Source organism: Helicobacter bilis ATCC 51630 (assembly GCF_000686565.1).
Classification (GTDB): Bacteria; Campylobacterota; Campylobacteria; order Campylobacterales; family Helicobacteraceae; genus Helicobacter_A; species Helicobacter_A bilis.
The window spans coordinates 18,783-42,549 of sequence record NZ_JMKW01000021.1; the positions used below are offsets into that span (position 1 = coordinate 18,783).

Genomic DNA, 23,767 nt, shown 5'->3' on the forward strand with positions numbered 1-23,767 from the left:
AGGATTAAACTAAAACTAGTTTTCATGGCATGATTTTATATTTCATCACACCAAGATTCTATAAAACAATATGTTGTGTTAGAATAAATATGCTATGATTTTACAAAATTGTGCAATTTTATTCATAAAGGCTTAAATATGGCAATGTCAAATATCGATCAAGTAACAAGTTTGCATAAAAATAACGAGTTGCAGCTACTTTGCTTTCGCTTAGAAAAAGGAAAAGATTTATATGCGGTGAATGTATTTAAGATACGGGAAGTTGTGAAATATAATGGGGCTGTTACTATTGTGAGCCATGAGCCAAACTCCCTTGTAGAAGGGCTTATTACAATAAGAGAACTCACTATACCACTTATTGACATGCGGAAGTGGTTTTTCTATGATCCTGCTATGCCTACAAAGAATCTGCGTAATTATGCTGTGCCAAGACAAAAGGGTGAAGATGATATTATAATGATATGTGAGTTTTCAAAATGGACTATCGGTGTGCGTATTTATGAGGCAGATAGAATCTTAAATAAAAAATGGACAGAGATAGAGCAAAGTGCGGGTGTTGGCAGTAGCGGTGGGGGTAATGGCAAGCTTGTCTCACGCACAAGATATTATGATGGTAAATTAGTGCAAGTCGTTGATATTGAAAAAATGCTTGTAGATGTATTCCCATGGATTGAAGAAGAGAAAAATAAAGAGATGGAGAGCATTAATCAAGTCGTTACTACTAAAAAGATATTACTTGCAGATGATAGCCCAAGTGTGCTAAAAACCATGCAAACCATTCTTAATAGACTAGGCGTTATACATCTTGATTTTATCAATGGGCAAAAATTACTCGATCATTTATTTAGCCCTGATACAGATATTTCAGAAATTGGGCTAATTATCACTGACTTAGAAATGCCTGAAGCAAGTGGCTTTGAAGTGATTAAGCAAGTCAAAGCAAATGCCGCATCAAAGCATATACCTATTGTTGTAAATTCATCAATGAGTGGGACGAGTAATGAAGAGATGGCGTTATCACTTGATGCAGATGAGTTTATATCAAAGTCAAATCCTGTTGAGATTGAAAAAGCTGTGCGAGAGTTAATGCTGCGTTAGTTTTATTGCTTTTAGATTCTATAGCTTTAAATTTTTAGGATTATCACAATGCAGCAAACAGAAAATATACTAAACTGGCACAAAGACTTTTTAGATAATAAGATTATGTTACAACAAGTGCTAAATAATACAGATTTAGCCTTTAGGATACAAACACCAAGCTATGTATTATGCAGAGATTCTCTTAATGCAAATATTACACTACTACAAAATGTCGCAAAAGATTCTGGAGCAAATATCTTAGTTGCATTAAAGGGTTATAGCTTTTGGAGGGCATTTGAAAATATCCGCACAAAGTTGCAAGGGGCTACTTGCAGTGGTGTAAATGAAACGCTTTTAGCATTTGATAGCATTGCCACGCCTTTAATGCAGCAAGATTCTAATATAAAAGAAGTGATAAAAGCGTTACTACCTTATCTAAAAAATATCTCAAAGAATCCTACCATAAAGCCTTCACACGCACAAATTATAGAATCTCTTTTTAATAATCTAGATACAACACTAGAAAATCAAGATAATTATCAAGCCCTTTGCAAAGAGATCCCTTACGCCCTATTAAATATGTTTATACATAAAGAAATATGTGTCTTTGCCCCAGCTTATAAAGAAAGTCAAATGCAAAATATATTACCTTATGCAACGCATATTATCTTTAATTCCTTAGGGCAATGGGAGCGATTTAAGCCTTTTATAGAATCACAAAATCAACTTATTAAAGAGTTTTATCAAATACTATTAGAATGCAAAAGAAATGGAGTCTTGCAAGTTGATATTCCAGAAAAGATTCCACAAATTCATATAGGACTACGCATTAATCCCTTGTATAGCGAAGTTAGCCCACCAATTTATAACCCATGTATCCCCAAAAGTCGCTTAGGTATTATACCTAGCGTTTTTTATAGAGATTTAGAGAATCTTGCTAAAAAATATAACTACACAGATACACTCTCATTTTTTAAAGCACATTTTAGCGGTTTGCATTTTCATACACATTGTGAGCAAGATTCTAGTGCCCTGCAGCGGACACTGCCACATGTGATAGGGCATTTTGGCGATTATCTTTCACATTGTGAATGGGTGAATTTTGGCGGCGGTCATCATATCACACGAAGCGATTATAATTGCACCTTGCTTGTGAATCTTATCAAGGACTTTAGAGAAAAATATAATGACATTCAAGTCATGCTAGAGCCCGGCGAAGCAGTAGGTTGGCAAACAGGCGATTTAATCGGCGAAGTGGTAGATATTGTAGAGAATGAGGGCTTAGTAGCTATACTTGATGTAAGTGCGAGTTGCCACATGCCAGACTGCCTTGAGATGCCTTATCGCCCAGCATGCTATAAAATTACAAAAGATTCTAAAGGACATGCGGTTATAGAATCTGACTTAGGTGAAGAAAAGGGGAAGTATTGCTATCGCTTTGGCGGACCCACTTGCCTTGCAGGTGATGTAATCGGGGATTATAGTTTTGATACGCCCCTAAAAGTTGGCGATAAAATAGCATTTGTTGATATGATACATTATACTATTGTAAAAAACACAACCTTCAATGGTGTAGAACTCCCTAGTCTTGGTGTTGTAGAGAATGGTAAGTTTAAACTATTAAAGCAGTTTGGCTATACAGATTTTAAGGAACGCAATTAGACTTGTGTGAGAGAAAACTCTAGAGCAGAATATTTTAGGTTCTGCGTTTTCCATCTCATTTAAAGTTAAATATCGCAGAATATTATATTCTTTTCATGAAAAACCGAGTTTTCTTGCGGGACGGATAACCCCAGATAAGTTTGTGTAATAATTAAGCCATAAATAGCAATGCCAAAACTATTTCTTAAGTTTTATAAAAGATTCTAAAACATCTAAAAACCCTTGCAAATCACTTGATTCAATATCTCCAATATTTGCTATGCGAAACATATTTAAACCAGCAATTTTTCCGGGATAAATCGTATAGCCCCTTTCTTTACAATAAGAGTGCAATTCATTAAACTCCATATCATTAGGAAGAGTAATAGCTGTAATAATAACACCATAAGAGTTTTTTGGATAGATATCAAAGCCAAGCCGAGTTAAACCATCTCTTAGAATCTTATTGCTTTTTTCATATCTTTTATAGCGATTTGTTAAGCCCTCTCGTTTTAACTCACTAATAGCTTGTCGCAAGGCATAAAGTGTTTGCACGGGTGGTGTAAATCGCATTTGATAATTATGTATGAAATATTCATATTGTGCTTTTAAGTCAAGATAAAGGCTTTTTGCATAAGTAGCCTTTAAAATATTTGCTTCATTGGCAATTACAAGGCTTATCCCTGCCATTCCTTGAATGTTTTTATTGCTTGATGCAATAATGAAATCCACAACATCAAGACTTAAGAGATAACACGCATAACTACTCATACAATCAGCAATTATTTTAATATTTAAAGGTTTGCAAACACGACTTACAGAATCTAAATCATTGATAAGACCACTTGTTGTTTCGCTATGGATAAGGGCTAGAAATTGCGGTTTTTCCCTTTGTAGAAACTCATCTAACTTTGCAAAATCAATGGGCTTTAAAAAATCAGATTCAAACGCTACATAGTTAATACCTGCATATTTTGCCATATCAGCAATTCTTTGTCCATACGCACCATTTATGACAATCGCTAATTTATCATTACTGCCTACAACGGAGCTAACACACGCCTCAACCGCTAGAGTCCCACTCCCACCAAAAAGCACCGCCCTTGCCTTATTGCCACCTTCCACAAATTCAACAAGCCCTTTGCTCACTTCTTCCATAACTCTGCCAAACTCTTCTTCTCGCGGACAAACATCTTCTACCACCTGTGCTAGTTTTACGCTTAGGGTTGTGTTTGCTGGACCCGGATTTAAAAGTATGTTTTTCATGTTTTTCCTTTTTTATAATTTTATTGAGAATCTTTTTTAAGAATCTTTGGGATAATAAGCTTTTTTGCTCGCTCTAAATGCTCCAAGCAATCAATCTCACACCATATAAGATTATCAATCTTTAGCACATCAAAACCTTTTAGTAAATATTCATAATCATTTTGACTATGGCAATCAAGCTTCATAAAGCTTTGCAAAGAAATCTTAGAGATACCAACTAGCTCTCCATCAATAGAATCTAGCTTTGTCTTATCCTTGCTTAAATCTTGCAATTTATCTTGCACAATACTCATATACACTTCATCGCCACTCCGTGTTGTGCCACTTGCTAAAACAAGATCTTTTCTTTCATCTTGAAGCAGAGCTTTAATCGCCAAAGGCTCATATACCAAATCAGATTCTAAAAGTAAAAAATCTTGTGTAATCAACTCTCTTAAACACCACAGCGTATAAGCACTCCCGGTAGTTGCAAAGTCTTCATTTTTATGTGTTATTATCTTAAAATCTTTAGCTGAAAGCCTATCTGCTAGGGCATTATAAGCTTTGTTTTCATAACCTGTGCCAATGATAACTTCTTGTATGCCTGCTTCCTTTAAAAGCCCTAAGCTTCGCTCAATCAAAGTTTCGTGTAAAGATTCTATATATAGAAAGCCTTTTGGTAGATTTTTCTTAATATCGCCAAGCCTAGAGCCAAGCCCAGCTGCTAAAATAACCGCTTGCATTAATCTTTTTTCTCCATTATGACATTGAATCTAAAAGGTGAATTCGCATAGCCTTTAATATTTTGTTGCTCGATATGAATCTCGCACCGCTTGGATTTTGCAAACTCCACAAATAAATCCTTTGGATAATACAAATGTTTTGTTGTGCCTTCATATAGCTTTTCATAGTCATCACCACATATTTGCTTTTTATAGGCAATGTCTGCCTCTCTTTGTTCTAAATCTAAAATATCAAGGAATAAAACCTTTTTTCTGGCTTTATCAATCATTTTTGCAATCACTTCTTTTGCATACTGCAAAGATGGAAAATAGTGAAACACACTAAATGAGCAAACGCTATCATAAGACACAGAATCTATATCCCTTGCTTCACCTTGAGTGATATTTGCATAAGGCAATGCTAACTTTGCAATATGAGATAGATTCTTGGAATAGTCAATACCGCCAAGATTTTTAAAGCCTAAAGTATGAAGTGGATTTTTTAGCACATTACATTGAGACAGCATTTCCCCCCCCCCCCCCCGTAGAATCTGTGCTTGTATTTATGCTATTTATAGCTGTTTGATTGTTTTCTGCTTTTTGCGTATTCATTGTATAGAGAAACGCACCAGCCCCACAACCTACTTCATACATACTATCACATTGCCCCAACTTAGCTTTTTGGAATATATCTGCAATAAAATTACGATAAGTCTCAATGCTAAACGAACCGGTTTTAGAATCAAAGCCATTACATCGTAATAATTCTTGTATTACTTCGTTTGTATCCGCGTTTTGAAGATTCATATTAGAATCTAACCTTTTACTTTCCCAAATATCCTGCCAAGTTTTTGTTTGCATTTTTGTTCCTTATTTTGAATTTATTTTTTAAGCTTCAGTTTATGAAACTTCTCTATTTTTAATTTTTGTTCCCAACTATTGTCTCATCTTGTAGTTTTGCAGAAACCCATCTTGCATTAAAACTCATCACCACACTCCCGCATATACCTACTTAATCGCTGTGCTATTTCTTGCGGTGCAACCTTTGGTCGCCCTAGGTTTTCTTTAGAGCCTTTTTGGATTTTAAGGTAGATAAACCACGCCCCTTTTTTAGAATCTAAATTGCTAGGATTTGTTTTAGATTCTAGGTTTTTAGAATCCGCATTATGAGAATCCATTAGAGATTCTGTATCGCTATAGCTTTGGCATTCTAAGGATTGAGATGGGAAATCGGCGTTTCCACACTTGCAAATCGTCGATTTATCGCTCAATACTGAATACCCTGCACTCAAAAACGCTTTTACATAGCTTTCAAACTCTTCTAAACTCTCCGCTATATACACATTCACATACCCACACGACTTAGCAATACTACTAAAATCCACAAAAGGCGAGAGATTAAACTGCCCACCTGTGCTATCGTGGCTTTCATTGTCTAGTAAAATATGGCAAAAATTATCCCTATCCCTTGTGTAATACGCATTTGTGCTTAATGCACCAAGCCGCATAAGCAGGGCAGAATCGCCATCTATGGCAATGACTTTTTGTCTGCTTTTTAACGCAATGCCAAGTGAGAGAGAACTTACACAGCCCATAGAGCCGACCATATAGAGCTGATTTGGACTATCCTCTATCTCGTATAACTCCCTACCGCATTTACCTGTGGTAGCAAGTAATAAGGCTTTAGAATCTTTTGCTAGAGTATGCAGGACATTCAAGGCTTCTAGTCGTGTAGGCATTTTGTTTGCAGGTTGGGTGGGTTTAGAATCTGGTTTAGATTCTGTGTTGCTGGAATCTTTAGTTTCTAATGTTGTAGTGTTGATTTTAGGATTTGTTTGAGATTCTAGGCTTTTAGAATCCGCAATTCTAGTATCTTGGCTAAGATTTGAATGTTGTGCAAAACGAGGCGAAGGGAGTTTGCTAGATGCAAATGACCGAGCCGAGTTGCCGCACTCATTCAAAGATTGGCTAAGAGACGAATTGCCAGCATTGCTTAGAGCGATTTTAGAAAAAGTTTTATCTCTTACAATAAAGAAAAAACTCTCCCCCTTTTCTAGCCACTCCAAAGCCTCTTGCACCTGCATTTTTGCCCTATCCATATTTGAATCCAAAAAGGCATACTTCATCTCACAAGTCCCTAGCAATGTATCCGTGATAACGCCTAGCAGCCCGTGCTGCGGCTCATCTGTATTTTTACCGCTAGAATCCCTTTCACCACGCAAGGATACAAAGCCTAGAATTGGGATCTTAAAAGTGTAGTTAAGGCTTGTTAGGGGACTTAGGGCGTTGGAGAGACCGCTATTTTGCATTAGCACCACGCCGTAGTTATGGGGCATTGTCTCTTTGACACTTTTGAGAGAGATTTGCTTTTTGTTTGTGCGACAGCCATTTTGGCTAGTCTCCGCACACAAAGCTTCACAACTCTCAAAATTGCCTAAAGATACTTCCGCCTTAGAATCTGTATTGCTAGAATTTGCTCGAGATTCCATATCGTTAGAATCTTGGCATTCTAAGGATTGAGATGAGAAAACCAGCGAAGCGGTGCAAGGCGAAGCCGCAGCAGGTTTCTTTAGTAAATTGGCGTTATCAAGTGAGCCAACAAGAAGCTTACTAGAAGTAAGTGCCGCAGTTGGCGAACGCAGATTCGCCGATTTATCGCTCAATACTGAGTGCCCATTAAGTCGGCACAAGCTTATCCCACTTGCAATCGCCACCGCATCGCCCTCATTATTACTCATAATGAAACGCTCACTATTAATCGCATAATTAATAAGCGGTGCGAGATACGAGCAAGGCACACCGACAAAATCCCTTAATCCTACACTCTGCAAATAATCACCAAATTCCCGCGTGTCTAACATAGTTTTCCTTTAAGTGTAATGACTAAAATACCTAAAAACACATTTTGCAGAAGTATTTTTGAGTGTTTTTCAAAAATCCGCAAACCTCAACTCCACATTCTAGTAGTATGATTTTGCTATCTTAGAATGAAGTGTTTCAATGCAAACTCCCAGCAATTCTAAGATTGTGAGTGAGAAAACAAGGCAAAGCCGCAGTTTCTTTAGTAAATGTGGGTTGCAAGGAAAATCTCAAGGGAGTTACCTAAAGGGTAATTACCGCAGAGATTTTTCGCAACTCCCGCATTTATCGCCACAAGCTGAATTGCTAAAACGCAAAACCCTAAATTGTTCCCGGTATGAGAGACAAAATCTCCTTCACACTCATACAAGAAGATTCCATCTCTTTACTTCTATCAAACTCTAAAATCCCTTGTGCGACCTTTTGCATTGCTACAAATGAAGCTCTAAGCAAGTGATTGGCATAGATAATAATGTTTGCCCCTGCTTCTCCTAGCTCTTTTGCAGTGATTTCATTAAAGCTTGTAGGCACGACTACCACAGGCGTTTTAGAATCTTTCTCTCTAAATGCTTTAAGAAAAGCTAATACTTCATCAGGGCTTTTTTGGCGTGAATGTATCATTATGCCATCTGCCCCAGCGTTAATGTAGGCAAAAGCCCGCTTCAGTGCGTCTTCTTGCCCTTTGTCTAGTATCAAAGATTCAATACGCGCGATAATCATAAAGTCTTGTGTAATCTGTGCATTTTTCCCCGCTCTAATCTTGTCGCAAAAGACTTCAATATCTTCTTGCATTTGTTCTACATCATTGCCTAAAAGCGAGTTTTTCTTTAAGCCCGTTTTATCTTCAATGATAGCAGCAGACACACCTGTGCGTTCCAAACTTCTCACCGAAAAGACAAAATGCTCTATCTTACCGCCTGTGTCAGCATCATAAATCAAAGGCTTTGAGGTTACCTCAAAGATTTCATTAATGGTATTTAAGCGACTTGTTAGCTCTACGGCTTCAATGTCTGGCTTACCCCTGCTTGTGCTATCTGTAAGGCTAGAACTCCAAAAGCCATCAAACTCTAGCTTTTTTCCATTGGATTCTACACAAGCATTTTGTGCGATAAGGGCGGATATAGCGGAGTGGGTTTCTAGGATTCTAATAGGACGGCAATGCGGGGGGGGGGGGGGTGAGTGTAAGTAATTTTCTTAGGCGAGACTGCCTTGCATTTGTGCTAATGCCAAGCGAATGCAACGCCTTTTTAATGCCAAGTGCATTAATATTGTGACTATATGGAATCTCCAAAAGATTTGGGTGTAAATCCATACTTTTATGCTGTTGTGGATAAAGTGTGTGCAACACTTCTATAACCTCATTTCGATAGTGTCGCAGATAGCCACTCTGCCAATCATCGCCGTGAATCACAAGAATAGGCTTAATGGCGTTAAGGTTGTATATATAGCTAAAAGTTTCTTGCGGGATAATCTCATCAACGAGTTTGAGATTTTCTAACACTTCTTTTCGTTGATTATAGTCTAAAAAAGCCGGCTCATCAACTTCTGCAATCGCACTATCTGTTAATAGCCCAACTACAACTCTCGCTTGTGGCTCATCTGCTTTTTGTCTAGCAATCTTTAAGACATTAATATGCCCAGCGTGTAATAAATCTGCCGCCATAACGACATAGACACTTTTTTCATAAGTTTTCATACGAACTCCTTGATGTGATTATAGCAAGATTCTGTCAGCATGGAAATAATGTTTGTAAAATTATTTTTTGTAATGAAATTTATTAAGATTGTTACAGCAAAAAATATTTTTAATTTCATATTTCTTGCAGTTAAATCTTGAATGCAAATTTTATAACATTTTTCAATTCTCGCCCTATTTACTTTTATCCCCCAACAATCCTTACAATATCATTGTAAAGTCCAAGCAACATGAGAGTTATAATGAAGCTAAGTCCTAATGCGACAAGGATATTTGCTATTCTTTCATGCAGAGCTTTTCCGGTTAGCCATTCATAGAGAGTAAAAAGGATTTGCCCACCATCAACTATGGGTATAGGTAAAAGATTTATTACGCCAAGATTCACAGAAATGATAGCTAACACCAAAATAAAATTAACAAATCCTGCATCATATGCCTTCGCACTCACATCAGTAATGCCTACCACACTGCTTAGATTCTCAAGCCCAATTAGCCCTAGCAGCATATCCCGCAATCCCTTATATATCAGCATAATATCATCATAGACTTTCATTATGGCGTTTTGTAATATCTCAATGGGACTAAAATACATGATTGTAATAGCGGGTGTGATGCCTAATATTATGCGATCCTTTTCCTTACTTAAAGGCACAAGTAGCTCTAGAATCTCTTTGTTTTTATTGGATTTTTCATAAGAAATAGGGCGAGATATAAGCAGCTTTGCCTCCATATTTTGTGTTTTATTCTCATTTAAAATATGGCTAATATCGCTAAATTTTTCCACTTTGATTCCATTAATGCTTATTATCTCATCATCTTTTTTTAGGATATTATAAGCTAAAAATTCCTTGCCAATATCACCAATAATAGGGGTATTAGAATAGCTTGGCACACCTTTTGCAAAAATAATTATATATATGAAAAATGCTAAAATAAAATTAAATAAAGGACCTGCGAGAAGGATTAAAATCCGCTGAAATGGGTGCTTAGAAAGCAGAGAATCTTTATCGTATTGACTAGAAACACTAGATTCTATCTCATTAGAATCTTTGGATATAGAATCTTTTGTAGTCTCACCTTTGAGCTTTACATATCCGCCAAGTGGTATGAGAGATAGGGTGTATTCTGTGCCTTTGCATTGCTTTGTGATGAGTTTTTTACCAAAGCCAATGCTAAAAACTAAAACTCTAACACCAAACAAACGCGCAAATAAAAAATGCCCTAGTTCATGAAAAAATATGAGAAATGAGAGTCCCAAAATGGCAAATAACACTCCCATTAAGCCATAGCCTTATAATATTTAAAGGTATAATCAAGCCCAGAATATAGCGTAACGACCACTGCAATCCATAAAAAAAGTGTGCCACCGGGGAAAAAGTCAGCAAGTAAAAACGCAATCGCTAGAATCTGAAAGCCAGTCTTGTATTTGCCAAGTGGGCTTGCTGCGACATTTTGCTTTGAGTTTGCCGCTACAACACGCAAGCCTGTGATATAAAACTCACGCGATAAGATGATAAAAACCGCCCACGCATTCGCCCTATCAAGCAACAATAAGCCGATGAATGCCCCAAGTATCAGCATTTTATCCGCTAAAGGATCAAAGACTTCGCCAAATGTGCTACCCAAATCAAACTGCCGTGCAATATAGCCATCAAAAAAATCTGTGATAGAAGCGATACAAAAAATAAGACAAGCACAATAATTCCGCCAAGAAATATCCACCCATGAAGGCACAATATGCTCCCAATGAAGCATAACAACAAGCAGCAAAACAGCAAGCAAAATACGCGAACATGTAAGAATATTTGGTATATGTTTCATGTAAAATCCAGTTTTATATATGTTAAGTAAAGTTAAAATTATAACAAAAAAAGCAAAATCTTTTATTGCTTTGTTGTGTTAGAGTTTTGTAATTTATGCTGCAAAATTTGCAACATTATAGAAAATATTTTGCAATAAGGATTTGTTAGGCGTGTTGCAATGTGATAATTTTAATTGTTTAGAATCAAGTGGGATTTGGTTTTTGTTATTAACTTTATTTGGATAGAGTAACGCATTATTTTTATTTTTTAAGGAAATCTCTATGAATCATGTGCGTATAAGCGGGGGGGGGGCAATACCTCTGCAATAACGAAAATTACATTTTATGCCAAAAGAAACTACCCACGAGGCGTGGCGTTATGTGGCTAGGGCAGACCTGCAATCTCAATTGCTATTTTTGCTACTTTGCTGAGCGGATCGCTGACAAGAAACACCCTGAGCATCCATTTTTCTCTCTTGATAAAGCAAAAGAAATCTGTAAAATCTATGTTGATGAGTTCAATTGTAATAGCATAGATATTCAAGGCGGTGAGCCGACCATCTATCCTCATATTTTTGAGCTTTTAAAATACTGCAATGAAATCGGATTAAAACCAAGTCTTATAACAAACCTTATTGCTTTAGCAAAGTTTGAACACGCACAAAAATTTAAAGAGGCAGGGATTTATGATTTTCTCTGCTCTTTGCATGGTATTGGTGCTACCTATGATAAGATTGTAGGTAAAAAAGGTGGCTTTGAGAGACAAATTAAAGCCCTTACAAATCTACAAATACTAAAGATTCCAATACGGGCAAATTGCGTTTTAACAAATGAGGTTATAGATGAATTGCCGCAAGTTACTGATCTTGCAATTAAATATAATGCACGAGTGGTAAATTTTTTAGGTTACAATAATGCAGGTGATCAAAAGAGGGTAAGAGATACGCACAATATTCCATATTATGATGTGATAGGGCAAAAACTTACGCCTTGTATTGATAGATTAGAATCTCATGGCATTGAAGTGAATTTGAGATTCCTGCCATTTTGCGTTGTTGAAGAGCGACATAGAAAAAACATTGCAAATAGTTTGCAAATGATATATGATCTACATGAATGGGAGAGAAGCTCTAGATTGTGGATTGAGAGACAACCTCAAAGGGCAGCAAAACTAACGACAGAAAAACCAGATGTCATACGCTTTTTCACACAACACAAAAGACGCATGGCAAAACGACACAAAAGCTTTACATGGCTAAAACGCACAATATTGCCCTATATTCGTTTTGATGACAAATATGCACCAATCCAACCCTATGAAAAGCCAATTTTAGATAAGATTAAGTTCTATACTCCAAATGTAAAAAACATAGAATCCTTTAGTAAATTAGAGCATTTTTATTTAGAGCAAGACCTTGTGTTTGATGACATTCTTAAGGAAAAGATTAAGCCAAAACGATGTGAAGAATGTTCGATTAAATTTATTTGTGATGGATTTCATTGTGATTTTATTGAGGAATTTGGACAAGGTGCAATTAAGCCGATACGCTTGGATAAAGAAATACTGGATCCCAAACATTATTCAAACCTGCAATATAAAGTCATAGAAAAACAAGAGTGGGATTGGTTCTTTAATGATTTTGAGCGAAAAGAAGTGGAAAAATGCGTGCAAGATTTTAAAGAAAATCTTAAAAAAGAGGGACAACATGAAACTTCCGCAAGTTGAGATTATCATTTCTCTTTACAACTATGCAGAATATATTAGCGAATGTATCCTTTCTGTTATAAAGCAGGATTATCCGCATATTCTCATTCATGTCGTAGATGATGGAAGCAGCGATGATTCTGTAAGGATAGTGCAGGATTATTGTAGGCAATATGCAAATATTAGATTGACAACAAAAGCAAATGGCGGTCAGCTAAGTGCGTTTAATGCCGGATTTATTCACCTTGATGGGAAGAGTGAAATTGTGTTTTTTCTTGATGCTGATGACTATATGCGTGAGGGCTACATCAAAAAAGCTGTGGAAACTTTTTTAGAGTCTCAGTGCGATATGTTATTTTGCGATTTATTTATCATGCAAGATGGTAAAATAAGCGATGGTGATAATGAGGTTTTGCCCTATGGTGATTTAGGTTTTAGTATATTTGATACCTACTTTAATGGCTCTTATTATGGACACTCTACTTCTACAATAGCAATTACAAAACAGATGCTTAGCAGAATCTTGCCACTTTCATTGGAAAATGAATGGAGAATACGGGCTGATGATTGTATAATCTATGGTGCCGCATTGGTTGGGGCAAAAATATTTCACTTAGATTTCAAAGGCATTTACTATCGTGTGCATAGCAATAATAATCATTGTGGAAAAACTTTTTCTTCAAAATATGAATTTCATCGTGCTTTATCTGTGCAAAAACTATTTTCCATATTATTAGAGAGGCATAAAATTTCACTTCATTATAGTTTGTTTTGTGCAGAAATTGATTCAAAACCTAGTGATTTGTTGTATCGATATAAAAAGATGATACGCGCAACTGATTTTAAATATTTTCAAAAATGGCGTGCCTACAAAATACTTCGCAAAAAATTAAAAAGGATATGAGAGATGATAAAACAATATCTTTATAAAATACTATATTTTCTAAAGCTTAAAAAGAAAAAGAGAAAATCGCCTTATAGTTTTATTGATATTGGCTACAATTGGGCTGATAGCTTTAAAGATTTGATATTTTGTGAAGATATTAATATGCGGATTCAAAAGCTAAAACATGGTTTAGATATGGAAAGTTGTAGCATTATTGATGAAGTGCTAGAGAAGCTAATATGTCTTATCCCGCGTTCCACACAAAAAGCATTGTTTGATAAAAATACGCTGTTTTCACAAAGAGATTTAGCTTTGCAAAAAGAGATTCTAGATAACAAGATGTGGTCAGAGTATCCATTATCTAACTACTTTATGAGTGAAGTATATTATTATCATAATGGCATTAAACTGCTTCCAACACACTATATTGCAAGTCGTATTCACAATAAAACCATAATAGATGTGGGAGCGGCAAATGGCGATAGTGCGTTCTGTTTTGCTAAATATAACCCATATAGAATCGTGAGTTTTGAGATGGAGACTTTGTGCTTTAATGAGCTAAACGAAAATATTAAAAAATACAATATAAACGCTTCTGCCTTCAATCTTGCTGTGTCCAATTGCAATACAGAACAATCTGTAAGACTAGATTCTATGCTAATTGCAAACAATGGGGGGGGGGGGTAATACCCCAAAAATAACCACCGAATCTAGTTTGCATGATTCTCATTTAGAGATTGGATTAATTAAAATGGATATTGAGGGGGCAGAAATTAAGGCTTTGCTTGGGGCAAAGGAAACCATATATTTACACAGACCTATATTAATCATTGCAATATATCATAATGCGGAGCAATTTTTTGATACAAAAGAACTCATAGATTCTTGGGATCTTGGGTATAGCTTTTTTATTGCAAAACTTTCTGTTTTCCATCCAACAGATGAAGTTATGTTATTTTGCCTGCCCAAAATAGATTAAGTAGGTTTGGGATTTATAAAACCCACCTCAATATTTTCAATTATATTAAGAAAATAAGGGCTATAAAAGACTCTCCTCCTCCAAAGACTGAGTTACTTAATCATCTTTAACCACAAAGCTTTTCACGCCAAAATGCTTTGCATAACTTGGATTTGGAAATTCATCGGCTTTATCGGTTGGATTCTGCCAATCTCCATAGCGTTTATAAAAGCTGTGAAAATATTTAGGGCTTACCACTATATCTTCTATCCCCTGTGCCTTTTGTGTCTCTATATAAGTTGCCATATTTTCCCATTTTATACGCATATCAACAAATGCACTCAAGACAAAACCTCCATAAAGAAAGCTAAACAATAAGATTGCATATTGAAACTTTTTCTCGTGATTGTAAAACAAATTTTCTATGACTTTATAAATAATTAAAAACCCAACAATCCCTATGAGAACCACAAAGAGACGGGCCCTAGGCGGGATATTCACCTGCAGTGTCAATAAAAGACATATATGACAAAAAATAAAAAGTAAAAAAGCATAAAAATACAACCTAGATAATTCCATATTGTCATCCTTTTTATAGACAACCGAAGCGTAATAGCATATCACAATAAACAAACATGCGCCAACAAGATGTTTAATAAAATGCAAGGTAGGTATAGAAAAGACTGCAATAAAAATCACGGCAAATAAGAGTATTACACCAATGTGCTGCCATTGTTTTTGTTTAATTTGAGTGTATAAAAAACATAATAATAAACATGCAAATGTAACAAGGGTTGTGCTTGTGGATTTCATAACATGACTGATTCTTGCAAGTTTTTCATATAAACTCATATGTAAAAAGTCACCAATGGAATAATATTCAATCTCTAATTCTACAAATAACGCCGCTCTCTTCGCATGACCGGGTGATAGATACAATGCTAAAAAACCCAATACAAATAAAATCACTCCAGCATAATACCAAAATGGTAATCTAACCTTTGCGATAAAGACTGCATAAAAGAGTAAGCAAATATGAATAATAACAACAATAATGCCTGTAATCTCATTTGACATTCCAGCAAAAAAGCTTACTATAAAAAATGGAATCAATATTAGAATCTGTGGGGGGGGGGGGTAGTATTATATATAAAATAGTTATGCCAAAAAAGCCTGTAAGGTATGCAAACAAGCAATACTAATGTGTAAGCCCAAAGATAATTAAGCGCACCAGCAGCCCATACAAATATTGAGCCAAACGCACCAAACAACAAAATACATAACACGCTTAATGCAAGCACTACGCTGTCATTAAAACTCCTTGGCAATCTTGCATAAAGAATTACAAACCATGCAAGCAAAAACACAACTCCAACTAAGGTATTTGCTATCTTAAAAAATAGTGTTGGAGCAAGAGCGCCAATAAAAGCTGTTCTAAGTAACTCACCAAATCGCCCATTCCAACTCATATACATGCTTATAGCACCATCTAATCCCCCAAAACCAGCACCTAAATCATCACTTTGTGTAGGAAATACATAATTAACACTAAATAAAAAAACACTAAATAAAATAAAAGTAATCCAAACGGATTTATGTATATTTGTCATCATTTACCTTTGTGTGTAAAGTGGCCACTAATCGCATCACCCTATTTGTATGATATTGAGAAAATACATTGCACACCTATTTATCTTTAAAACTCTTTGTGAGACAAATATGTGCAATACTTAAAATCACTCAAACATATTCTATAACAACCTTGCTTTTATCGCTTATAAGGTGTGAATTATAGCAAAATTATATGAAAGTTTTGCAATGGAATTCTTGCAATATATGCCACTTTGATTGCATGGTATAATATTTCTATATTTATTTCCCCGCAACTCTTTGTGGATATGCAATCTTTCCTTTTGAAAAGGCGATGAGTTCCTGCAGGGTTTTTACTTCTTTTGGGAGTGATTGCATACATATTTCATATAGTCTAAAAGCGGTTAGTGCGTCAGCATAAGCCCTATGGGCTTGTGCTGTGTTTATACCTAACATATCGTTGAGATAGGCTAATGCGTATTTTTTTGATACGATAGTCCTACGACTAAGGTCTAGCGTGCATAATCTGGGATTAAAGAGTGGTGGCATATCATATTCATGCAGACTTTCTGCGATAAAGTTGTAATCAAATGAAACATTATGTGCGACAAATACGCTATCACCTAAAAATGCGCGAAACTGCTTTAATACCTGCTCAAGTCGTGGTGCATCTTCTAGCATATAGGAATCTATGCCTGTGAGATCGATAATATCCTCTGGCACAAATGGGCTATACACAAGCGTATCAAAAGTGTCTAGTATCTCTCCATTTTGTGCGATTATTGCCCCGATTTCGATGATTTGCCCATTTTTCACACTTGCCGATGTCGTCTCTATATCCACAAAGCATAGTTTTGCTTCATTGAGATTAATATTTTTTATTGTTGTGTCAATAATATAATCGCTAGATTCTATATCACCCACTCTATAAAGTGGTGCATGTAAGCCAATCATTACTTCAAGCAGCGTTTCGCATTCAAGCGTGCCATATTCAGGTAAGACATTGCTTAATTGTGTATGAAAACTCTCAAGGCTTAGGGGCATTTGATCTAGCAGATTAAAATAGTGTCCAAAATATTGAAGTGCCATATTATAACCTAAGCTATGCGATAGATCTTAGCCATTGTAATAATATATGAATCTGTCTTTTTACCTCATCGCTCCCACATCCTCCAAGACTATTTCGCCTTTGCATAGAATGCTCTAGATTTAGGGCAAGTTTTAAGCTCTCACTTGATATTGTCGTTACAATAGATTCCATATTGCCTTCTTGCGTTACAAGATTTTTAAGCTCTTTTTCTAGCACCTCACAGAGTGAATCTATCTCAATATTGCTTAAATCCTTGCCGCAAGATTCAGCATACTGCACGCATACACCTGTAATATGATGGGCTTCTCTAAAAGGGACATGACACTCTTTTACTAAAAGATCTGCTAAATCTGTTGCGACTAAATGCCCCTTTTCACACATTTTACGCATATTCTCGGTATTAATTGTAAGAGTTTTCATGCTTTCTGTTAGAATCTTAAGGCTAATGATTGCAGTTTGCACCGAATCAAACACACCTTCTTTATCCTCTTGCATATCCTTATTATACGCAAAAGGAAGTGCTTTCATAGTGGTTAATAATGCCATAAGATTCCCATAAACTCTACCTGTTTTACCCCGCAAAAGCTCGGCTACATCGGGGTTTTTTTTCTGTGGCATGATAGAGCTTCCAGTCGCAAAACTATCAGCAAAAGTTACAAACCCAAACTCATAGCTACTCCATAAAATAAGCTCTTCTGCCATGCGTGAAACATGTAGCATAACCATAGCAATATCATACAATATATCTAGGGCAAAATCTCTCTGCCCAACAGAATCCATAGCATTTAGACTCGCTGTTTTAAAGCCCAAACTTAAGGCAAGATTCTCTCTCTCATTGCCATAGGGCGTGCCAGCAAGGGCTGCACTCCCTAAGGGGCAATCATCGCTTCTTTGCATACTTGATTGCAATCTCTCAATATCGCGTTTCAGCCCAACACACCAAGCCACTAAATGATAACCAAAGCTTATGGGCTGTGCGTGTTGCAAATGTGTCATACCGGGCATTATGGTGTTTGTGTGGTGCTGTGCTATTGAAAGAAGAGATTCTATAAGCTCGATTAATAGCTTTTGTATAACAAGATTCTGCTTTCTACAATAGAGTTTAAAATCAAGGGCTACTTGATCGTTTCTACTGCGTGCTGTGTGTAGCTTCTTCCCCGCATCGCCAATCTTTTCACTCAAAGCCTTCTCTATTGCCATGTGTATGTCTTCATCTTGCAAGGAAAAAGTGAAATTACCCTGCATAATCTCTTGCTTTATCTCTTGCAATCCATGTGTAATAGAATCTAGCTCGTGTATGTCTAAAAGCCCAATAGAATAAAGCATTTTTGCGTGTTCGATAGAGCCTTGAATATCCTCTTCCCATAGATTTTTATCAAATGGAATACTCGCATTAAACTCATCAAGCAAAGTGTTTGCATCTGTTTGAAACCTGCCAGCCCAAAGTTTCGCCATATATGTCCTTTATGTGAGCTTAAAATATCATGGTTAGAATGATACAAAAATTTTGTTAAGTGTTGTTTGGCAATTGCATGTCATTCTTGGTATGATATGGTTTTATATATCGTTTGTTACCCAGTCATGCTAGATAAAGAAAGGTTGAGATAGAAAGATTCTTTTAAAATATGAAATCCATTTATACAATCTTTTGTATGCAAAAGCTTTTTTGGATTACATTCTCTTTACCTCATGTTGATCACATAAGATTCTGCACTAGAGATAAGGTTGTCTTAATACACAGAATTCTATAGATATTTAGAAAGATTCTACGCAACTTTATTGGCTCCCCTAAGTTAGAATCTTGCACTTATTGCTTACAAATCCCCTGTCTCAAGTGATACTCTGGGGATATGTAGATTGCAAAAAACTTGTTTTTTGAATCTATCACTCGTCATGTTGAGACGCAGTTAAAACATCTTATTTTTATAGAATCTAGATTTTGGTAAATTAGAATCTAATTCCATAGAATCTAGTAAATCTTAGATCTAAACCTTTAATCTCTATATATTTTGCTTGATATTTGTATCTGTTTTTTGTAGAATGCTAGTTTTATTTCTAGTTTTATTTATAAGTTAAGGGATAGGTTTGTGAGATTTGGGAAACTTATGGGTAAAAATCTGTTTTTATCAATGATTTTGTGTAGTGTTGCTTCTTTTTCGTTTTTACATGCAGATAATCTAAAAGAGTGTGAAAGCGAAGAGGATAAAAAAGCAGGGTGTGTTGAGAAACAATACTATGATAGTGGAAATTTAAAAGAAGAAACACTATATCAAAATGGAGTAAAACATGGTATGGAAAAAACATATCATGAAAGCGGAAACCTTAAGTATGAAATAATATATAAAAATGGAAAAATAGATGGCATTTATAAATCATATTATGAGGGCAATCTATTTCAAGAATCAACATTTAAAAGCGGAATAAGGCATGGTATAACAAAAGTATATAATGTTATTAGTGGAAATTTAGTGGTTGAAACATCATACAAAAGTGATCAAAAAGATGGTATACAGAAACATTATTATCCGAGTGGAGATATACTTGCAGAAATCCCATATACAAATGGCAAGGTAAATAGCATTGTAAAATTTTATGATAAAGGAAAAAAGCTTATCTGGCAAGCAAACGCACACCTTACAAGATTAACTAATGAAATAGATGAATTTGAAATAGGTGGTGACTACTGGTATGATATATGCAAACAATAAATAAAATATAGAATCTTTACTTAAAGAAAGCATTTGAAAGGATAGCATTTGACAAATATTAATGAATGGATGTTGCATACATTGAGAAAAGATGCGGATAAGCTTAATCGTATGCCATTGCAATGGCTTGAGATTGATCGTAATGGCTGGACGCCGCTTGTAGCAAGAGCGATTAGTTTCTTACTTAATGGTGGCACATTTTTGCTTTGCACGGATAAAAAGAGCGCGTGGTTACAACACTACATTCTAAATAGATTAAATACGATTGATACAAAACGCCCTTTTGTGCCTATTTATGCGCTTGATTCTTCCCTTATTGGGTTGATTGAAGCAAAGCAGGGCGAAAGTGTCAAAGATTTGCTTGATATGTCTTATCAAAGCTATGCTTTATGGTATATCGGGCAAACTGAAAATGCGATAGCGCAATTTAGCTTAGAGTTTAGAGAATCTTTTCTTTGGATATTAGATGAGTCTTTAGAGCATTCCTTTACCTTGCATTCTAATGATTATAATCTTGATTTTAAGCTATTACAAGCATATAGAATCTTTGAAAAAGCCCTTTTTGCAGGAATCTGTGGCGAATTTAGCCTTGAGAATATATAAATAACGAAGTTTTTGCGATAGAATCAACAAAATCTAGTTTTGATTATTACCTACTTCTTACTGCATAAGGTTTTTTATGATTTTACATTTTATTAAAACAAAGTTCTATATATTACATTTTTGTGTTATTGTGTTGGCTTGTTTGTGTTTGAGTTCCTGCATGAATGTCATGCAAGATACTTTTAAAAATTCATCAAACTATACGATTAAATATGCTTATGTGCAGAGTGATAAAATATTTTTAGAAGAAGTAAAAGAGATTGCAAAAATGCTTCCCAAAAAAGAAACATTTAGCATGGCTATCAACGAACTACAAGAGTTAAACGACTCTTATAAAATAGCTAATATCCCAGAACTTAACATTACTTTTACATGTGGCTTTAATAAGCAATATGTAAAAACTTTACATTCATTACTTACAACAAGAAAATATCCATGTGATGGGGAGATAGCAGGTTATACATTGCAGTCTTTCACTAAGAATCCATATAAAAAATACTATGGAGAAAAGTTTGCAAATGTGCAAAATCAAGAGCAATTTTTATTTTTCTACACAAAGGATTTTAAGCATGTAAAAAGCAAAGAAGCTCTAAAAACTACATTGCAATCTATAATTTCAAATATAGCTTCAAATGCCAATGCAATTTATGATTTACGCGAGTTAAAACACTATGCTTTTATGAATGGCATTATAGAATCTTACGATGATTTTTATAAGCTAGTGGCACAATATGAGGTCAAATGTCAAGGCTCACTTTTTAGCACAACACTTGATGAGATCATCGCACAACGCGATTTGCAATGCAAAAAGATTACGCACATAAAAGCAAAGTAGATTCTAAAAATTGGAATGAATAAGGTGATAAATGTCTATATCTAAAACATATAAAAAGATTTTATGCATATGCTTACTCATATTTACACAAAATATGCAAGCCAGAGATGAGTTTGAAAAGTTAGGCGATATCTTGACACTTGCGCCATTTGGCGTGTTAATCGTTAGTCTTGGTATGCGTGATTATGAGGGGGCAGCTCAACTTGCCGCTGGTTCTCTTGCCACACAAGGCACAATAGAGCTTATCAAAAGGGGGTTTGAATACGCTCATCTCAATGGCACAAGCATAGATTTTGCAAAACGACCTTGCTGTGATGACTATAAAGGTATGCCTAGCGGACATGCTGGTGGTGCATTTAGTGCCGCTGGTTTTGTGTATTATCGCTATGGTTGGAAACCTGCATTGCCACTTATAGGGCTTGGCGTGGTTACCGCAGCATCTCGCGTATATGCTAAAAAACACACGATTTGGCAAGTCGCAATCGGCAGTGCAATCGCATGGGGCTGGGCGTATGTCTTTACTACGCGATATAACCCACAAACAAGATTTATCGTAACGCCTGAAATTAGTGCCGATCGCTTTGGTAGCTTTTATGGTGTTAATATGCACTATCGGTGGTAAGTTTTATCATAGAAACAATGAGAATGTTTAGTTTCTTATATGTTTTTACGCATTGGGTTTCTATGTGATATAATAAGAAACTATTGAACCATAATGTAATTACTTATTCTATGCACGGGAATAAATATTTTTATCTAAGTGCTAATCTGTAATTTTTAACACAACAGTCTGCAATAATCAAATTGCATGAAGTATTAATTTTTTTGCTATAATACATAACTTTTTTGCTAATTTTAAAGAAATAGAATGTTGTCTTTATGCCATAGTGTATTGCATTTTACTTTTTATATTTTAATCTAAGGAAAAACTTACATGAAACCCATTCTCTCATTTTTTATTCTGCTATGCCTATCACCTAGCATAGCATTTGCCTATCTTGACCCGGGCAGTGGTTCATTATTGCTTTCTTCAATCGTAGCACTCTTTGCTTCAGCTTTGTTTTTTATTAAAAATTTATTTTATAAAATCATCTCTTTTGGCACATACAATCCCTTAACTTCAGCCACATCAACTACGGAGGGGGCAATCTCATAAGAATCTAGTCTTTTATGCTGAATGTCCTCAATACTATGGCACTTTTAAGCCTATTTTAGATGCACTAGATTCTTTAAAACACCCCTACACTTATTACACTTCCTCACAAAACGACCCAGCCCTTAAGCGATTAGATTCTAACAATAGATTAGATTCTAGCAAGGGCTTAGAATCTAGCCTTTCAAAAAATGGCGAGTTTATCTACATTGGTGAGGGCAATAAAGCTTATAATCTTTTAAATAGACTTCGTGCTGATATTTTGGTGCTTACCACTCCCGGACTTGATGTCTTACATATTAAACGCAATCGCGGCGTAGCGCATTACTGCCATATCGTGCATTCGCTTTCCCCTATGACTTATCGTGTGTTTGGAGTGGATTATTTTGATTCTGTATTAGTAGCAAATGAGGTGCAAGAAGACTTTATCCGTGATATAGAATCTGCACATAATGTCAAAAGAAAGCATATTGCTATTACAGGTTCTACTTACCTTGATGAGTTATCTTTACAAGCAAATGCTTTAGAATCTTTTCCAAAAAATAGCACAAAAACCATACTTGTTTCACCATCTTGGGGCAAGGAAACCCTGCTTAATAAATATGGTTTAGACTTACTTCTGCCTTTAGCCAAAAGCTCTTATCACATCATTATCCGCCCTCATCCACAAAGCTATATCTCACCAAGTGAAAAAGCAAATATACAACACTTACAAGAAGCGTTAAAAGATTATAGCAATGTAGAATGGGATAAAGACACGCCTAATATTTATGCATTCGCAAGGGCGGATATGATGATTTCTGATTTTTCAAGTGTGATATTTGACTTTGTGTGTTTGCAGGGTAAGCCTGTGCTAACTATTGATAATGATATGGATTTAAGCGGTTATGATATGGCAGATATAGAGTGAGATTCTATTTGGACATTTAAAGCACTTGATAGGATAGGCAAAAGGATTTCGCAAAAACATTTTTCACAGATACAAGAGATTTGTGAGGAGATTTTTAACTCTTGTGATTTAAAAGACACACAACAGAGTAGCTTAAACACAAACACAGCACATACACACAATTCACACAAGAATACACAGCTTCAATTGCAAGAGACAAAAGAGCTTTTATGGCAGCACCCACACAATGCAGGAATGCAATCAGCAAGGGAACTTCTAAAGATTGAGCGAGAGATTTTAGATTCT

Annotated in this window: 25 protein-coding genes; 12 read left to right on the forward strand and 13 right to left on the reverse strand. The window is 35.6% G+C overall.

The genetic code is table 11. From position 1 onward, the window contains the following. Positions 1–138 precede the first annotated feature (138 nt). Positions 139–1,098, forward strand: a complete 960-nt coding sequence (locus T368_RS0105355; protein ID WP_004087338.1) for a chemotaxis protein — start codon at positions 139–141, stop codon at positions 1,096–1,098. Positions 1,099–1,146: 48 nt separating this feature from the next. After that, the gene (locus tag T368_RS0105360; protein WP_004087336.1) at positions 1,147–2,742 is read left to right on the forward strand and encodes a carboxynorspermidine decarboxylase; all 1,596 of its coding nucleotides are present in this window, start codon (positions 1,147–1,149) and stop codon (positions 2,740–2,742) included. A gap of 177 nt (positions 2,743–2,919) precedes the next feature. Here T368_RS0105360 and T368_RS0105365 read toward each other — a convergent pair whose 3' ends face one another. The 9 genes from T368_RS0105365 to pgsA all read right to left on the reverse strand — a co-directional run bounded on the left by T368_RS0105365 (position 2,920) and on the right by pgsA (position 11,064). Then, positions 2,920–3,987, reverse strand: coding sequence for a pyridoxal-phosphate-dependent aminotransferase family protein (locus T368_RS0105365; protein WP_004087334.1), 1,068 nt, complete (start codon positions 3,985–3,987; stop codon positions 2,920–2,922). Positions 3,988–4,007: 20 nt separating this feature from the next. Further along, the gene (locus T368_RS0105370) at positions 4,008–4,709 is read right to left on the reverse strand and encodes a phosphocholine cytidylyltransferase family protein (RefSeq protein WP_004087332.1); all 702 of its coding nucleotides are present in this window, start codon (positions 4,707–4,709) and stop codon (positions 4,008–4,010) included. Further along, complete coding sequence (locus T368_RS13345; RefSeq protein WP_051591322.1) at positions 4,709–5,215, reverse strand: class I SAM-dependent methyltransferase; 507 nt, start codon at positions 5,213–5,215, stop codon at positions 4,709–4,711. The genes T368_RS0105370 and T368_RS13345 overlap by 1 nt, the downstream gene beginning before the upstream one ends. Beyond that, positions 5,199–5,549 (reverse strand): hypothetical protein, encoded by a 351-nt coding sequence (locus tag T368_RS0105380; protein WP_027338344.1) that lies wholly within the window; start codon positions 5,547–5,549, stop codon positions 5,199–5,201. The genes T368_RS13345 and T368_RS0105380 overlap by 17 nt, the downstream gene beginning before the upstream one ends. Before the next feature lie 116 nt (positions 5,550–5,665). Further along, positions 5,666–7,549 carry a thiamine pyrophosphate-dependent enzyme gene (locus T368_RS0105385; protein ID WP_027338345.1) on the reverse strand — a complete coding sequence of 628 codons (1,884 nt, stop codon included), beginning with the start codon at positions 7,547–7,549 and terminating at the stop codon, positions 5,666–5,668. Between the two features lie 319 nt (positions 7,550–7,868). After that, a complete protein-coding gene (aepX, locus tag T368_RS16630; protein WP_345917232.1) occupies positions 7,869–8,696 on the reverse strand; it encodes a phosphoenolpyruvate mutase in 828 nt (275 codons plus the stop codon). Further along, positions 8,692–9,243: an adenylyltransferase/cytidyltransferase family protein gene (locus T368_RS16635; protein WP_248646230.1), complete on the reverse strand. Its 552-nt coding sequence runs from the start codon at positions 9,241–9,243 to the stop codon at positions 8,692–8,694. Before T368_RS16635 ends, aepX begins: the two co-directional genes overlap by 5 nt. Before the next feature lie 184 nt (positions 9,244–9,427). Next, positions 9,428–10,522 carry an RIP metalloprotease RseP gene (gene rseP / locus T368_RS0105400; RefSeq protein ID WP_004087313.1) on the reverse strand — a complete coding sequence of 365 codons (1,095 nt, stop codon included), beginning with the start codon at positions 10,520–10,522 and terminating at the stop codon, positions 9,428–9,430. Next, positions 10,522–11,064, reverse strand: coding sequence for a CDP-diacylglycerol--glycerol-3-phosphate 3-phosphatidyltransferase (pgsA, locus tag T368_RS0105405; protein ID WP_004087311.1), 543 nt, complete (start codon positions 11,062–11,064; stop codon positions 10,522–10,524). Before pgsA ends, rseP begins: the two co-directional genes overlap by 1 nt. A gap of 359 nt (positions 11,065–11,423) precedes the next feature. Between pgsA and T368_RS0105410 the strand changes: the two genes are divergently transcribed. From T368_RS0105410 to T368_RS0105425, 4 genes are read left to right on the forward strand one after another with little or no spacing between them, the layout of a single operon-like run. Then, positions 11,424–12,770, forward strand: a complete 1,347-nt coding sequence (locus T368_RS0105410) for a radical SAM protein (RefSeq protein WP_004087309.1) — start codon at positions 11,424–11,426, stop codon at positions 12,768–12,770. Next, a complete protein-coding gene (locus tag T368_RS0105415) occupies positions 12,751–13,653 on the forward strand; it encodes a glycosyltransferase family 2 protein (RefSeq protein WP_004087306.1) in 903 nt (300 codons plus the stop codon). The genes T368_RS0105410 and T368_RS0105415 overlap by 20 nt, the downstream gene beginning before the upstream one ends. Before the next feature lie 3 nt (positions 13,654–13,656). After that, a complete protein-coding gene (locus T368_RS0105420) occupies positions 13,657–14,322 on the forward strand; it encodes an FkbM family methyltransferase (RefSeq protein ID WP_027338346.1) in 666 nt (221 codons plus the stop codon). After that, complete coding sequence (locus T368_RS0105425; protein WP_027338347.1) at positions 14,306–14,614, forward strand: FkbM family methyltransferase; 309 nt, start codon at positions 14,306–14,308, stop codon at positions 14,612–14,614. The genes T368_RS0105420 and T368_RS0105425 overlap by 17 nt, the downstream gene beginning before the upstream one ends. Positions 14,615–14,710: 96 nt before the next feature. Here T368_RS0105425 and T368_RS17105 read toward each other — a convergent pair whose 3' ends face one another. The 4 genes from T368_RS17105 to argH form a co-directional block, all read right to left on the reverse strand. Next, a complete protein-coding gene (locus T368_RS17105) occupies positions 14,711–15,670 on the reverse strand; it encodes a DUF6056 family protein (protein WP_027338348.1) in 960 nt (319 codons plus the stop codon). Between the two features lie 38 nt (positions 15,671–15,708). Continuing rightward, positions 15,709–16,203, reverse strand: a complete 495-nt coding sequence (locus T368_RS17110) for a DUF6056 family protein (protein WP_027338349.1) — start codon at positions 16,201–16,203, stop codon at positions 15,709–15,711. A 262-nt stretch (positions 16,204–16,465) separates the two neighbouring features. Continuing rightward, positions 16,466–17,272, reverse strand: a complete 807-nt coding sequence (locus tag T368_RS0105440; protein ID WP_004087291.1) for a 3'-5' exonuclease — start codon at positions 17,270–17,272, stop codon at positions 16,466–16,468. 13 nt (positions 17,273–17,285) lie between these two features. Continuing rightward, positions 17,286–18,728, reverse strand: coding sequence for an argininosuccinate lyase (argH, locus tag T368_RS0105445; protein ID WP_004087290.1), 1,443 nt, complete (start codon positions 18,726–18,728; stop codon positions 17,286–17,288). Between the two features lie 650 nt (positions 18,729–19,378). On the opposite strand from argH, the gene T368_RS0105450 reads away from it, so the two are divergent. The 6 genes from T368_RS0105450 to T368_RS13355 all read left to right on the forward strand — a co-directional run bounded on the left by T368_RS0105450 (position 19,379) and on the right by T368_RS13355 (position 23,482). After that, positions 19,379–19,981: a toxin-antitoxin system YwqK family antitoxin gene (locus T368_RS0105450; protein WP_004087289.1), complete on the forward strand. Its 603-nt coding sequence runs from the start codon at positions 19,379–19,381 to the stop codon at positions 19,979–19,981. Positions 19,982–20,029: 48 nt separating this feature from the next. Further along, complete coding sequence (locus T368_RS0105455) at positions 20,030–20,584, forward strand: HobA family DNA replication regulator (protein ID WP_004087288.1); 555 nt, start codon at positions 20,030–20,032, stop codon at positions 20,582–20,584. Positions 20,585–20,660: 76 nt separating this feature from the next. Beyond that, positions 20,661–21,419: a hypothetical protein gene (locus tag T368_RS0105460; protein WP_034567130.1), complete on the forward strand. Its 759-nt coding sequence runs from the start codon at positions 20,661–20,663 to the stop codon at positions 21,417–21,419. 31 nt (positions 21,420–21,450) lie between these two features. Next, the gene (locus T368_RS0105465; RefSeq protein ID WP_004087284.1) at positions 21,451–22,041 is read left to right on the forward strand and encodes a phosphatase PAP2 family protein; all 591 of its coding nucleotides are present in this window, start codon (positions 21,451–21,453) and stop codon (positions 22,039–22,041) included. Positions 22,042–22,353: 312 nt separating this feature from the next. After that, positions 22,354–22,575 (forward strand): hypothetical protein, encoded by a 222-nt coding sequence (locus T368_RS0105470; RefSeq protein ID WP_004087283.1) that lies wholly within the window; start codon positions 22,354–22,356, stop codon positions 22,573–22,575. A gap of 262 nt (positions 22,576–22,837) precedes the next feature. Then, entirely contained in the window at positions 22,838–23,482 is a 645-nt protein-coding gene (locus T368_RS13355) for a CDP-glycerol glycerophosphotransferase family protein (RefSeq protein ID WP_004085972.1), read from the forward strand. The last annotated feature ends 285 nt before the right edge of the window (positions 23,483–23,767 follow it).

Excerpts from the sequence above, each read along its gene's own strand:
- T368_RS0105355 (WP_004087338.1), top strand. The coding sequence starts at position 139 with ATGGCAATGTCAAATATCGATCAAGTAACAAGTTTGCATAAAAATAAC.
- T368_RS0105360 (WP_004087336.1), top strand. The coding sequence starts at position 1,147 with ATGCAGCAAACAGAAAATATACTAAACTGGCACAAAGACTTTTTAGAT.
- T368_RS0105365 (WP_004087334.1), bottom strand. The coding sequence starts at position 3,987 with ATGAAAAACATACTTTTAAATCCGGGTCCAGCAAACACAACCCTAAGC.
- T368_RS0105370 (WP_004087332.1), bottom strand. The coding sequence starts at position 4,709 with ATGCAAGCGGTTATTTTAGCAGCTGGGCTTGGCTCTAGGCTTGGCGAT.
- T368_RS13345 (WP_051591322.1), bottom strand. The coding sequence starts at position 5,215 with ATGCTGTCTCAATGTAATGTGCTAAAAAATCCACTTCATACTTTAGGC.
- T368_RS0105380 (WP_027338344.1), bottom strand. The coding sequence starts at position 5,549 with ATGCAAACAAAAACTTGGCAGGATATTTGGGAAAGTAAAAGGTTAGAT.
- T368_RS0105385 (WP_027338345.1), bottom strand. The coding sequence starts at position 7,549 with ATGTTAGACACGCGGGAATTTGGTGATTATTTGCAGAGTGTAGGATTA.
- T368_RS16635 (WP_248646230.1), bottom strand. The coding sequence starts at position 9,243 with ATGAAAACTTATGAAAAAAGTGTCTATGTCGTTATGGCGGCAGATTTA.
- rseP (WP_004087313.1), bottom strand. The coding sequence starts at position 10,522 with ATGGGAGTGTTATTTGCCATTTTGGGACTCTCATTTCTCATATTTTTT.
- pgsA (WP_004087311.1), bottom strand. The coding sequence starts at position 11,064 with ATGAAACATATACCAAATATTCTTACATGTTCGCGTATTTTGCTTGCT.
- T368_RS0105410 (WP_004087309.1), top strand. The coding sequence starts at position 11,424 with ATGTGGCTAGGGCAGACCTGCAATCTCAATTGCTATTTTTGCTACTTT.
- T368_RS0105415 (WP_004087306.1), top strand. The coding sequence starts at position 12,751 with ATGAAACTTCCGCAAGTTGAGATTATCATTTCTCTTTACAACTATGCA.
- T368_RS0105420 (WP_027338346.1), top strand. The coding sequence starts at position 13,657 with ATGATAAAACAATATCTTTATAAAATACTATATTTTCTAAAGCTTAAA.
- T368_RS0105425 (WP_027338347.1), top strand. The coding sequence starts at position 14,306 with ATGGGGGGGGGGGGTAATACCCCAAAAATAACCACCGAATCTAGTTTG.
- T368_RS17105 (WP_027338348.1), bottom strand. The coding sequence starts at position 15,670 with ATGTCAAATGAGATTACAGGCATTATTGTTGTTATTATTCATATTTGC.
- T368_RS17110 (WP_027338349.1), bottom strand. The coding sequence starts at position 16,203 with ATGACAAATATACATAAATCCGTTTGGATTACTTTTATTTTATTTAGT.
- T368_RS0105440 (WP_004087291.1), bottom strand. The coding sequence starts at position 17,272 with ATGGCACTTCAATATTTTGGACACTATTTTAATCTGCTAGATCAAATG.
- argH (WP_004087290.1), bottom strand. The coding sequence starts at position 18,728 with ATGGCGAAACTTTGGGCTGGCAGGTTTCAAACAGATGCAAACACTTTG.
- T368_RS0105450 (WP_004087289.1), top strand. The coding sequence starts at position 19,379 with ATGGGTAAAAATCTGTTTTTATCAATGATTTTGTGTAGTGTTGCTTCT.
- T368_RS0105460 (WP_034567130.1), top strand. The coding sequence starts at position 20,661 with ATGATTTTACATTTTATTAAAACAAAGTTCTATATATTACATTTTTGT.
- T368_RS0105465 (WP_004087284.1), top strand. The coding sequence starts at position 21,451 with ATGTCTATATCTAAAACATATAAAAAGATTTTATGCATATGCTTACTC.
- T368_RS0105470 (WP_004087283.1), top strand. The coding sequence starts at position 22,354 with ATGAAACCCATTCTCTCATTTTTTATTCTGCTATGCCTATCACCTAGC.